Genomic DNA, 12,673 nt, shown 5'->3' with positions numbered 1-12,673 from the left:
GAAACCAGCTAAAAACACCAGACCACACCACGGGGTGGCGGGCCCGGCAAATTCAACCAATTCAATACAATAAATTGGTATCAACAAACTTGGCACACTATTGAGTTCTCAAACAACAGACACACCCGGCACCACCACAACCAACATTCGGTCGCGGATCGCTCCGGAGCAACTTTTCAAACTTACCCGATCTCGGGAGTGTTTGCAAATTCGCATTTCTGCGATCTACATTCTCTCGAAAAGGTCCCCACCCTTATTCGGCACGCTAATTTGCGAACCATTTTCAGGCTGTTTAGAAGGGGGTCGGTCGMTTTTTTCCGCATCAGCGGCGGCGACTCGAATTACTTTACACGCCGGGAGKACCCTGCACAAATCGGCCCGCAAAGGTGTCCCCCGGCGTCATATTCCCCGGATCTACGCGGAATCCGGCCGCATCACCGGCCCTTCCAAAACCCCAGAGGCCAAGCCTTGCCCCTGTGGGCTGCGTCACCGGCCCAGACACGGCGCCACGATAGCGTCGGGCAGCGGCTGCCCGACGCGTCACTCMACGGCTGCTTGCGTCTCGGGTTTTGACGGAGCGGCGGAATACGTGACGTCACCCGGGAGCAGCCAGCAATATTGCAGTTCTGCGTCACGGGTGGCGGCCGTCACCTCCCCTGCGGGACGCGGGGCTGCCGTAGCGCGGATCGCGGCCCACCATGTCTTGACGTTCAGCACTACCGTTCCTTTCGATCGATATTGCGATGGGCTGGAAGACTTGGAAGGTCCGGACCAGCCGGCCGTGCAGGCCTCCGCCGGGCGGGCCCCCGGGAGGCACTCCCCCGGCAGGCCTCCCCCGGGCGGCGCCATGAAGCTGGCCCCGTGAATCTGGCCAAGCGCGGACTCACGGCTACCTTCGTTTGGTGCCGGGCTGCATCCCCCGCGTGAACCCGGTCAGGAGCGCTTCACGGAAGGTGCCACGTGATCCCTGACCGCGCGGTCCCTCACCAAGCACTTCCAGGCCCGGAACCGCCTGCCCGGCCGGAGAGGCGGCCAGCGCAGCCAGCCAGTCGCCGTACCTGGTKATGTCCGTGCCGTTCGTGGCGGCGACCGCGTCGCAGGCAAAGCCGACGCCACTGGACCCGTCGCTCAGGCGTACGGAGCCGAGGAGCATCGGCTCGGGCAACGCCGCCAGGAATTGACCCAGCGCCGCTTCGGAGAGAAGCCAGCGCTCGGCCACCAGTTCCGCCCCGTCCGCCGAGCGGTACACGCCGGGTTTCGGCGGCTGGGTGTCCAGCGAGACCATTCGGTAGCGAGCGGCCGTGCGTACGTGCCCGGCCCAGGCGGCTCCCAGGGTTTCGAGTTGGTGCGCCAGCGGCTGGCCCTTGCGGTGCGCCCCCACCACAACCAGGGGTACCGAGGACGCGCCGGCCCGGACGGGCCATGGCTTTCCCGCGGGCAACTGCCTGGATGGAGCGGCCCCGGCCGCGAACTGCGCCGGGGGCGGCGGTGGGGTTTCAATCCTGCGGGCGATGTCGGCCACCACGGCGTCGTCGAACGTGCGGCCCACAACGGTGAGCCCGAACTGGGCCCCCTCCACCTCTCCCGCGGGTACGGCGACGGCACACAGATCGAACAGGTTGCAGAAATTCGTGTAGGTGCCCATGCGGGAGTTCACGCCCACAGGGTCGGCCGCGACGTCCGCCAGGCTCGGGTGGAACGGCGCGGTGGGGACCACCAGCGCATCGAACCCTTCGAGCCGCGCCATCGCCTGCCGCTTCAGTCCGTCCAGCCGGGCGGTGTCCGCAACATAGCTGTGTGCCGGTACCTGGCMGGCGCGGCGAACGATTCCGGCGACCGTCGGATCCAGCCCCGCAGGATTTTCGGAACTGTCGCCCACGGCGTCAACGAAGGCCCCGACGGCCGCGTAGCGTTCGGCGACGAGCCCGCCGTCGTACAGCAGACGCGCGGCCTGCAGGAATACCTCGAACTCGATCGGCTCGGCGTCCACGCCGTCGGCGTGAAGCCTGGCGATCTGGCGGCCGAATTCGGCCGCCCACGCCGGCGGGAGCTCCGGGAGGCTGGACGGATAGGCGACGCGCGGCCGCTCCGGCGCCGCGAGCCGGACGTCGGCGGGCCACTGGCGCGCCCCGCCGGCCGTGATCCCCATGGCCAATTCAGCCGTGCCCAGATCCCTCGCGAAAATGGTCACGGCGTCCCAGGAGCGGCACGCCGGCACTACCCCGGCGGTGGACACCACGTTCAGGGTGGCTTTGATGCCGACGATTCCCTGGAGTCCGGCGGGGACGCGACCCGATCCCGCGGTGTCCGTCCCGATGGCKATGTCCGCCAGCCCCAGGGCGACGGCCACGGCGGAGCCGGAGCTGGAGCCGCCGGAGATACGGTCCGGGCGGCGCGCATCGCGGACCKCCCCGTGCGGGCTGCGGGTCCCCACCAGCCCGGTGGCAAACTGGTCCAAGTTTGTGGCCCCCACAACGACCGCGCCCGCTGCGCGCAGCCGGGCCACGGCCTCGGCGTCCCGCTCGGGGGTGTAGGCGAAGCCGGGGCACGCCGCGGTGGTGTCAATTCCTGCCACGTCGACGTTGTTCTTCACGGCGAGGAGCAACCCGGCCAGGGGCAGGTCCGCRCCGGCAGCCACGGCGTCGTCAACCACGGATGCCTCGGCCAGCAGCTCGTCCGCAGCCCGGAGGGTAATCCAGATTTCCGGCCGGCCTGAKGCTTCGATGGCGGCCAGCGCCGCCCGCACCCGGGCGGTCGCACTCGGTCCTTCAAACGTCGCCCTCATAGTGTGGCCTCTTCCAGTTCCTTGGTGTCCAGTTCCTCGATGAGTTCCTCCGCGGAGGTCTCCGCAGGCAGCCCGAGGACCACCAGGGCTTCGCCGCCCACCACCTGGGATCCGGCCACCGGCAGCACCTGCTGCACCACGCCGTCGCACGGGGCGGCCAGCACGGTTTCCATCTTCATCGCTTCCAGCGACACCAGCGGCTGGCCCTTCACCACGTGGTCCCCCGCGGTGACGTCCACCTTCCACACGCTGGCGGCGAACGGGGCGGTAACCAGGGTGGCGCCGTCGGGGACCACCAGCTCTTCAGGCTCGGGGACGACGGCGGCTGCCGCGTCCGCGCGGTCGAACTCGCCGGCGTCGGTCCAGGCCTGGCGTTCGACGGCGAAGGCCGCCGCCTGCTGCTCGCGGAACACCGCGATGGACTCGCTGTTCCSGGCCAGGAAGTCCTCATGATCGGCAAGGGAGAAGGTGCCGTCTTCGATGTCGACGCCGCGCCCGCGGCCTGCGGCCATGTCCGCCCGCAGGTCCAGCAGCTCTTCCGGGCTGACCGGGTACCAGGAGATGCGGTCGAAGAACCGCAGCAGCCAGGGTGAGCCCGGTTCGAACGGAGCGGAATCGGCGTAGCGCGACCACACCTGGGTGGTCCGGCCCACGAACTGGTAGCCGCCGGGTCCTTCCATTCCGTAGATGCACATGTAGGCCCCTCCGATTCCCACGGCGTTCTCGGGCGTCCAGGTCCGGGCCGGGTTGTACTTGGTGGTGACCAGGCGGTGCCGGGGATCCAGGGGTGTCGCCACCGGGGCACCCAGGTACACGTCGCCCAGGCCCAGGACGAGGTATTCGGCGTTGAAGACGGTGTCGAAGACATCGTTCACGGACTCCAGGCCGTTGATGCGCCGGATGAACTCGATGTTCCACGGGCACCAGGGGGCGTCGTCCCGGACGCCGGCCATGTAGCGCTGGATGGCTTCGCGGGTGGCCGGATCGTCCCAGGACAACGGCAGGCGGACGGTGCGGCTGGGCACCACCAGCTCCGAACTCGCCGGCAGGGCGGCGTCGATGTCCTGCACCAGGCCCAGGAGGCGCGGGGTGGGGAGCACCGCGGGGTCGATCTTGATCTGCAGGGACCGGATCCCGGGCGTGAGGTCCACGATCCCCGGCATGCGGAGCTCTTCGAGGTGCTGGTGCAGGGCGTGCACGCGGGCCCGCAGGCTGAGGTCGAGCACCATGTCGCCGTATTCCACCAGCAGGTTGTCATCGCCGGAGCGCCGGTAGGTGACCGCGGGCCGTCCGGGACCTTCCGGCACCCGGCCCAGCACGCCGTCGTCGCCGTCTCCMCGGCGGACGYCGGCGGGCTGCAGGGCCCTGCCGGACTCCAGCCCGCCGGGTGGCAGGGCGGCGCCGGCGTTCAGGGCGGTCGCTGCACCGCTGGCGGAACGGGACCACCCGGTGTCCCCCGGCAGCACCAGCTGCCGCCCGGGTCCCAGATCCCTGGCCGACGGCGCCCGGCGGGCTTCGACCGGAACGAATCGGACGGTGTCGCCGGGACGGAGCTGGCCCAGCTTCCAGCGGTCGGCCGTCACCACCGTCACGGGGCAGACGAAGCCGCCCAGGCTGGGACCGTCCGGGCCGAGCAGGATGGGGGTGTCGCCGGTGAAGTCCAGGGCGCCTACCGAATAGGCGGTGTCGTGAATGTTCGACGGGTGCAGTCCCGCCTCGCCGCCGTCGCTGCGGGCCCACCGGGGTTTGGGGCCGATGAGGCGCACGCCGGTGCGGGCGGAGTTGAAGTGCACTTCGTAGCTGGCCGCGTAAAGATCCTCGATGTCCTCGCGCTGGAAGAACTCGGGGGCGCCATGCGGGCCCTCCACGACCGTCAGCTCCCACGCGGAGGTCAGCACCGGCCTGCTGTCCAGTGGAACGGAACCGGCCTGAACGGGACCGGCCTGGCCAGGCGCTGCCGGCCGGTTGCCYGGCGTCGCATCCGCCGCAGGGTCCACGGCAACCTCGGTGGCAGTCTCCGTGGCCACGGCCCGCAGCACATCTCCGGCCCGGAGGACGCGGCCGCCATGGCCGCCGAACTGGCCCAGGGTGAAGGTGGACGCGCTGCCCAGGTATTGCGGTACGTCGAGCCCGCCCTGGAACAGGATGTAGCCGCGGAGGCCGGAGCCTTCGGCGGTGCCAACGTCGAGAGTGCCTCCCGCGGGCACCGTCACCGGTTCCCACGCCGGCACGTTGGTGCCGTTCACGGTGAGCGTGGTGTGGGCGCCGGCGACGCACACCGTCGTCGCGTGGGTGAAGTGCAGGCTGGGGCCGGTCATGGTGAACTCGAGCCCGGGTGCGCCCTCGGGGTTGCCGAGTGCCTGGTTGCCCAGCCGAAAGGACAGATCATCCATCGGGCCGCTGGGCGGAACGCCCACCTGCCACAGACCGGCCCGGCCCGGCCAGTCCTGCACGGAGGTCTGCAGTCCGGGCCGCTCCACGGTGATCCGGGGTTCCGGATCGCCGAGGTCGTTCAGGGTGCCGGTGGAGTGGGCCGCGTCGCGGACCACGTCCAGGGCCGTCACGGCCCGGAGCATCCCGAGGTTGGTCTCGATGCCGTCGATCCGGGTGGCCTTCAGCGCGGCGCCGAGCCGGTCGAAGGCCTGGTTCCGGTCCGTGCCGGTGGTGATGATCTTCGCCAAGAGGGGATCGTAGTTCGTGGAGACCTCGCTGCCGGTTTCCACCCAGGCGTCCACGCGCACGCCATCGGTTGCGGGGCAGGCGGCGTTGGTGACGGTTCCGGAACTCGGCTGGAAGTTCCGGGACGGGTCCTCGGCATAGAGCCGGGCTTCGACAGCGTGGCCGGAGACAGGGATGCTGTCCGGACGCCCGGCCAGCACGCCGGCTGCGTCGGTGCCGCCCTGGGCCAGCCGGAGCATCCACTCCACGAGGTCGACGCCGGTGACAGCTTCAGTGACGGGGTGTTCCACCTGGAGCCGGGCATTGACTTCAAGGAAGGACGCTTCCTTGCGGGCCGGGTCGTACACGAACTCGACGGTCCCGGCCGAGCGGTAGTCCAGCGATCCGCAGAGGGCACGCGAGCTGCGGTGCAGTTCGTCCCGGAGCGCGTCGGGCAGATCCGGCRCGGGTGCCTCCTCCAGCACCTTCTGGTGKCGGCGCTGCAGCGAGCAGTCACGGTCGCCCAGGCTCACCACCCGGCCCTCGCCGTCGCCGAAGATCTGCACTTCCACGTGCCGGGCGTGCTCCACGTAGCGCTCGGCGAAAACGCCGGCGGTGCTGAAGCTTGCACCGGCGAGGCGCGCCACCCGGGGGTAGCTCTCGGTGAGCTCGTCCTCGGTGCGGCACACGGTCATGCCGATGCCGCCGCCACCGCCCGTGGCCTTGAGCATGAGCGGAAAGCCGATGTCGCGGGCGGCGAGCACGGCGGCGTCGACGTCCGGGAGCAGGCCGGATCCGGCGATCATGGGCACGCCGGCCGCCCGCGCGGCGTCCCGGGCGGTGTGCTTGGTGCCGAAGATCCGGAGCTGGTCCGGGGTGGGTCCGACGAAGACCAGCCCGGCGGCTTCCACGGCCTCCGCGAAGCCGGCGTCTTCCGAGAGGAAGCCGTAGCCGGGGTGAATAGCGCCGGCACCCGTGGCCGCGGCCGCCGCCAGCAGGGCTTCGACCTTGAGGTAGGACTCCTTGGCTGGGGCCGGGCCCAGGAGCACGGCCTCATCGGCCAGCCGGACGTGGCGGGCGCCCCGGTCCGCCTCGGAGTACACGGCGACGGTGCGCAACCCGATCTTCCGGGCGGATTCGATGATGCGGCAGGCGATTTCGCCGCGGTTGGCGATCAGCAGGGTGTCGAAGCGGTTCACAGGGCAGCCTCCGGGCGGGTGACGATCATGCGGACTGGCGTGGGGTTGAAGCCGTTGCACGGATTGTTGATCTGCGGGCAGTTGGAGACCAGCACCAGGGTGTCCACCTCGGCCCGGAGGGCCACCCGCTTGCCCGGGGCGGAGAGGCCGTCCACGATCMCGAGGGCGCCGTCGGGGTCCACCGGGACGTTCATGAACCAGTTGATGTTGGAGACCAGGTCACGCTTCCCCAGCCCCCAGCGGGATCCCTCAATGAGGAAGTTCTCCACGCAGGCGTGCTGTTCGCGGGTGTGCTGCCCGTAGCGCAGCGTGTTGGATTCCTGCGAGCAGGCCCCGCCGATGGTGTCGTGCACGCCGACCTCGTCCGCCACCACGGTCATCAGCGGCTGGCCGGCGTCGGAGCGGAGCACGGAGCCGGTGGTCAGCACGATGGAACGCTGCGCGGCGAGGGTGACGGCGGCGGAGTAGCGCACCTCCGTGTCGTCCGCCGCGTAGAGCAGGCAGTCCACCGCCTGGTTGCCTTCCAGGTCCACGATGGTCAGGACGTCACCGGCGGCCACGACGGCGGACCAGGGRCCGCGGGCTTCCACGTATTCGTCCAGGATGACGGCGCCGTCCGCGAGCGCTGTTTCCCTGGCGGTAGCGGTCCGGGGTGTCTGGGTTTCAGTGGCGGTGTTCATCGTGCGTTCCTTGCCATGAGGTCGTGGTCGGTGTTGTTCAGGGCCTGCCGGTGCTCGGGGGCCAGCGGCCCGGTCAGGAGGCCCTCCGCGAGCAGGCCGAGGTCTTCCGGGGCCTGCCAGGCGACGACGTCGACGGCGGTTCCGGTGAAGTCCGGCCGGGGGTCCAGGGKGTGGGCGGTATTCGCCAGGAGCACCACGGCGTCCATGTGCAGGAGGATGTCGACGGCGGCACTGGCGCCGGCGGCACCGGTGAACCGGATGCTGCCGTCCGGGTCCACCCGGATGCCCTTGAAGAGGGAGAGCGACGGCGCCACGTCCCGTGCGCCCAGCCCCTGCTTCAGCGCGGCCAGGGTCAGCAGTTCCCGCCCGGCGGGCGAGCTGCTGTGGGCGGTCCCGGCGCCGTAGCGGGCAGTGTTTCCGGCCAGCGTGGTGGCGCCGGTCAGGGCGTCGTGGCGGGCTGAGGTGTCGGCCACGATCGTKGCCATCAACCGGCCGGCGTCGGAGAGCAGGGGGTGGCCCGCCGTGGGGTACGCCTGCCACGGGACCTTGACGGTGTCCGCCACATTGAGCCGTTCGTGCAATGCCCCGCTCCGGTAGAGCAGGACGTGGACGCAGGCGTCGCCGTCGGTGTCCGTGAGCCGGATCCGGGTTCCGCGGGCCAKCGGCAGGGCGGTGTAGCGGCCGAAGGCCACGGATTCGGCCCAGCTCAGGCGTTCCCCGACGGTCCCGGGCAGGCCTGCGGTGTACCGCGCCGGGGCGGCCGCGGCCGGGACGTGCCGCATKGTGTCCGCGGTGCGGCCGTGCTGTTCCCRGGCGTGCGCCCGGGCGCCTGAAGTTGTGGATGTGGCGGTGGTGGCGGTGGCTGGTGTTTCGGAGGTCTGTGTCATGTCAATCCTGGAGGGGCGTGGAGTGGCGCGGGCAGATAGTCAGGCGTTACTCGGTCAGAAGTTGCGCGGTCAGGCAGTGGTGTCAGGCTTCGCTGCGGCTCGCGGACCGGGCGCTGGTGCGCCGGATCCAGAGACCGAGCAGGAGCACGATGCCCACCATCAGCGGGGCGGAGTAGAGCAGGATGCCGTTTTCTCCGGAGGGGTCGTAGACCTCGGGCCGCGGCCAGGCGAGGTTGACCACCATGACGGMGCCGTAGAGCACCGCCAGGATGTTGACGGGCAGGCCCCAGCGTCCCAGTGAGAACAGCCCTGCCGGCATGGTCTGGCCCACCCGGTCCCAGTCGCCGCGGAGGCGGTTGAGGAGCTGCGGCACGGTGACCAGGAGGTAGGCCACGTAGACCATGACGATGCAGACGCTGCAGAGCGTGGTGAAGAGGGCGGCGTTGCCGACATTGATGGCCAGCACGCCCACGGCCAGGGCACCGATGGCGATCGAGGGCCACATCGGGGTGCCGCGGGTGGGGTGGACGGAGGAGAGCAGGGCGGAGGCGGGGAGTTTGCCGTCGCGGGCCATGGAGAACACCAGGCGTGATCCGGCGGTCTGGATGGCGAGGGTGCAGACGAAGATGGCTACGGCCACGTCGACCAGGAGCACTTTGCCCCAGAAGGTGCCCAGGACGGCGGTCAGCACGTAGGGCAGACCTTCGGTGGCGAGCCGTCCGTCGTCGAGGCTGGGCGCGGCCATCAGCGCCGTGATGATCATGAGCGCCCCGCCGATGCCGGAGATGATCAGGGCGGACAGGATGGTCCGGGGTGCCGTCTGCCGCGGGGACTTGGTCTCTTCGGAGAGCTCACCGGCGGAGTTGAAGCCCACCATGACGTAGGCGGCCATCAGGCCCGAGACCATGAACGCGCCGACCGCGCCGAGATCGGATCCGGCCAGGACGGTGGTGTCCATCACGACGTCGGGTCCGCGCTGCGCGGCGGTGATGAGCGCCAGGATCACGGCGGCGACGCCGACGATTTCGCAGGTCACGCCCACCGAGTTCACATGGGACATCAGCTTGACGCCCAGGGAGTTGATCACGGTGGTCACCACCAGCAGGATGGCCCCGAGGACGACGGCGTTCGCGGCGCCGGTGGTGGTGTTCAGGGCGGGGTCGCCTCCCACCAGCTGGAATCCATCCCAGAGCTGGGGCAGCACCACCTGCATGGCGATGGCCGCGGCGGCGGMGGTGACCACCTGTGCCAGGGCCATGAACCAGCCGGCGAACCAGCCCACTGTTTCACCGCCGACGCGGCGGGCCCATTGGTAGACCGCCCCGGAGATCGGGTAGCGGGCTGCGAGCTCCGCGAAATTCAGGGCAACCAGCAGCTGGCCAATCAGCACAACCGGCCAGGTCCAGAAGAAGGCCGGGCCGGCAAAGGAGTAGCCGAACGCGAAGAGCTGGAAGATGGTGGTCAGGATGGACACGAAGGAGAAGCCTGCCGCGAAGGAGGCATATCGGCCCAGCTTGCGGTGCAGGGAGGGCTCGTAGCCAAGCGACGTGAGGTCTGCGTCATCCGTGTGCGTGGATGAGGGAAGAACTGTGGATGTMATCGGAATCTCCGGGGCTGGAACGGCGTTGGGGTTGATGCGTTCAGTTGATGCGTTCCGGCAAATGCAGCACTGGGCCCAACGCTGCGGAATACCGGTCACTTGATAGTTTTCCAGCCGGACATCCCGAACTCGTTTCGCCCGTGTAAAAGGTGGATTGACGGAATATTTCCGTGGTGTTTCCCGGATCTCACCGGGTTTTGGGCCGCAGCGCGGGCCCCGCCGGGGTGCGAGGGCAGGGGCCCGCCGGGGTGCAAGAATGATGCCGTGACAACAACCGGCCCGGGGCGCCCCCGCAAGCAGCAGCCCTCCCGTCCGGGGGCCACGGCCCGTGACGAGATCCTCGATGCCGCCGCTGAACTCTTCACCACGCAGGGGTACGCCAACACCTMAACGCGCTCCATCGCGGAGGCCGTCGGGATACGCCAGTCGTCGCTCTACCATCACTTCAGCCACAAGGACGACATCCTCGAGGTTCTCCTGGCGGGCACGGTGGCCGGCGGTCTCGCCTTTGCCCGCACAGTCTGCGCCGGGGATGACGGTGACCGCAGCCCCGTGGCGGCGGCGGCGCGGCTGCACGCCGTCGCGCTCTATGACGGGACCCAGTTGTGCACCGCCCGCTGGAACCTCGGGGTGCTCTACAACCTGCCGGAGGCGCGCAGCGCCAGGTTTCAGAGCTTTATGGCTGACCGGAAGAAACTCCGGGGTCTGTACCAGCGACTGGGGGCGGAACTGCCCGCTAACGGGTGGGCGGGCACCAGCCAAAACGGGGATTTGGCGTTCCGTCTCGTGGAGTCGCTGGTTAACCTCCGCGCCGACGGGCTGAACACACCCGAGTCTCCACTGCAGGCGGCCGACGCCGGCATCGTCCTTTGCGGCCTGGCGGACAGCCTTACGKCGATCCGGGCCCGGAGTGGGGAGCTCGTGACGAGCATGGGTTGATKGTCGGCGGACCCCATTCTCCTCACCTGAAGGCGACACAGGACCGATTCCCGGCACGTCACCTGTCCCGGCCGCGCCCGAACGACTAGCATTCAGCAGTACCGGTGCCCTGAGCACCCGTATTGCTGTGTTCCCGCAGGACATGGCGGAGCGCCGCAGGAACCCGGGCAACAGAGCTGTCTGGGGTCAGGGCCGCAGGACCCTAAAGGAGCCCCCGCGGGTTAAGGCTTGAGGAGGAAATGATGCCGAATTTCCTCTTCGCCACGCTCGACGCCGGCGGCAACCTCCCTCCCGCTCTGGGCATCGGCCGCGAACTGCTGCGGCAAGGACACCGGGTCCGCTTCCTCGGGCACGCGCGGCAGGCGACGGCGGTGGAGGCCACCGGCGCGGCATTCATCCCGTACCGGCACGCGGCCCCACTGGATCTCGCCGTGCCGGCCCCGGCGCACCGGCAGTTCGCGGCCATGCTTTCCTCGTTCAGCGACGCCGGCATCGGCCGCGACCTCGTGGCGGAGGCGCGACGCGAGCCGCCCGACGTCGTCGTCATCGATTGCCTGCTCCTGGGCGCGATCGATGCCGCCGCCAAAGCGGGCCTACGGCATGTGGTGTTGGTCCACAGCTTTTTCGCGTTCTTCGACGGGMCGTTCCGGCACGGCCCCATGGGCGCCGCGCTCACGCTGAAGGGGCTGCCGCCGCGGCGTGTGATGCAGCAGGCGGAACGAGTACTGGTCTGCGCCGACCCGGTCCTGGATCCGGCCGGCTCCTGGGACAGGGTCTCCTGGGAGAGCGCCCCGGACAAGGTGGTGTGGTCCGGGGCCGTGGTGGACGACGTCGTCGTGGCCGGTGCCKGGACGCCGTCTGCCGAGCAGCTGGTCGGCGTACCGCCCCCGTCCGCGGCGCCGTCGTCAGGGGTCTCGGCTGCCGGGACCCTGTCGCCCGGACCTTCGGCCGCTGGACCGCCGCGGGTCCTGGTGAGCCTGAGCAGCACGGCGTTTCCCGGGCAGCGGGAGGTGCTGCAAAAGATCCTGGTCGCGGCGGCCGGGCTGCCGGTGGAACTTGTCGTGACCACCGGTCCCGCGGTGGATCCGGCGAGCCTGTCCGTGCCGGAGAACGCCTCGGTGCACCGCTACGTCGACCACAACCGGATCATGCCTGACTGCAGCGCGGTCATTTGCCACGKAGGCCATGCCACTTCCATGCGCGCGCTGGCCCACGGGCTGCCGGTCCTGGTCCTGCCGATGCACCCCCTGATGGACCAGCGCATGGTGGGCAAGGCCATCAGCAACGCGGGCGCCGGTGTGCTGCTGAACCGCACGTCATCGCCGGATCAGATCAGCGCTGCCCTCGCGGCCCTGCTGACGTCCGAGAGCCACCTGAAGGCGGCGGTGTACATCGGCGACCGCCTCCGCAGGAGCGCCGGGGCCAAGGCAGGTGCGCAGATTCTCGCTGACCTGGCCGGCTGACGGYGGCGTAGTGAACCTGCCGCTGCAAGCGGCTGAGCCCGTTACATTTATTGGGTTCCCGATGGCCGGGGACATGGTCGCTGGACCCGGTATGACTTTCCTGCCCTGTCATTGATGATCCGGGGGGTGTTGTCGCCGGGTTCGGAGGCACTTGTTGACCGCTGATAGGGACAAGGCCGGGCCAGCGGGTTCAGGTCTCTTCGTAACGTGGGTGCCGGCAGCGGGTGTCGTGACTGCGGCCATATAGTGGTGCGAAGGAGCGCCAGTATGGATCAGGGATTCGATGTTTACTGCGGACTTGATGTCGGCAAGAGTGAACACCACGCCACTGCGCTGAGCCGAGCCGGCGAACGCCTTTTTGATAAGCCGTTGCCGCAGGACGAAGCCCGGCTGCGGGAGCTTTTCACGACGCTGCAGCAGCATGGGAACGTGCTGATGGTCGTGGACCAGCCCAACACTATC

At 69.4% G+C, this 12,673-nt stretch carries 8 protein-coding genes; 3 read left to right on the top strand and 5 right to left on the bottom strand.

What is annotated here, in order from left to right:
- Positions 1-889: 889 nt before the first annotated feature.
- The 5 genes from atzF to AC1DBQ_RS16830 all read right to left on the bottom strand — a co-directional run bounded on the left by atzF (position 890) and on the right by AC1DBQ_RS16830 (position 9,809).
- Positions 890-2,785, bottom strand: coding sequence for an allophanate hydrolase (gene atzF / locus AC1DBQ_RS16850; protein ID WP_476929600.1), 1,896 nt, complete (start codon positions 2,783-2,785; stop codon positions 890-892).
- Positions 2,782-6,642 carry an urea carboxylase gene (uca, locus tag AC1DBQ_RS16845; RefSeq protein ID WP_476929599.1) on the bottom strand — a complete coding sequence of 1,287 codons (3,861 nt, stop codon included), beginning with the start codon at positions 6,640-6,642 and terminating at the stop codon, positions 2,782-2,784. Before uca ends, atzF begins: the two co-directional genes overlap by 4 nt.
- Entirely contained in the window at positions 6,639-7,322 is a 684-nt protein-coding gene (locus AC1DBQ_RS16840; protein ID WP_476929598.1) for an urea amidolyase associated protein UAAP2, read from the bottom strand. The genes uca and AC1DBQ_RS16840 overlap by 4 nt, the downstream gene beginning before the upstream one ends.
- Positions 7,319-8,209: an urea amidolyase associated protein UAAP1 gene (locus AC1DBQ_RS16835; protein ID WP_476929597.1), complete on the bottom strand. Its 891-nt coding sequence runs from the start codon at positions 8,207-8,209 to the stop codon at positions 7,319-7,321. Before AC1DBQ_RS16835 ends, AC1DBQ_RS16840 begins: the two co-directional genes overlap by 4 nt.
- A gap of 82 nt (positions 8,210-8,291) precedes the next feature.
- Positions 8,292-9,809, bottom strand: coding sequence for an amino acid permease (locus tag AC1DBQ_RS16830; RefSeq protein WP_476929601.1), 1,518 nt, complete (start codon positions 9,807-9,809; stop codon positions 8,292-8,294).
- Between the two features lie 264 nt (positions 9,810-10,073).
- On the opposite strand from AC1DBQ_RS16830, the gene AC1DBQ_RS16825 reads away from it, so the two are divergent.
- The 3 genes from AC1DBQ_RS16825 to AC1DBQ_RS16815 all read left to right on the top strand — a co-directional run.
- Positions 10,074-10,748 (top strand): TetR/AcrR family transcriptional regulator, encoded by a 675-nt coding sequence (locus AC1DBQ_RS16825; RefSeq protein WP_476929596.1) that lies wholly within the window; start codon positions 10,074-10,076, stop codon positions 10,746-10,748.
- A gap of 239 nt (positions 10,749-10,987) precedes the next feature.
- Positions 10,988-12,211: a nucleotide disphospho-sugar-binding domain-containing protein gene (locus AC1DBQ_RS16820; protein WP_476929595.1), complete on the top strand. Its 1,224-nt coding sequence runs from the start codon at positions 10,988-10,990 to the stop codon at positions 12,209-12,211.
- Between the two features lie 267 nt (positions 12,212-12,478).
- Positions 12,479-12,673: IS110 family transposase (locus AC1DBQ_RS16815; protein ID WP_476929594.1), on the top strand; the 195-nt coding region annotated here is incomplete at its 3' end.

The sequence above is a fragment of the Arthrobacter sp. 10T413_2 genome (assembly GCF_056394205.1).
Note: the sequence above shows the minus strand (reverse complement) of the source record. Positions and strands in the feature narration are given on the sequence as shown.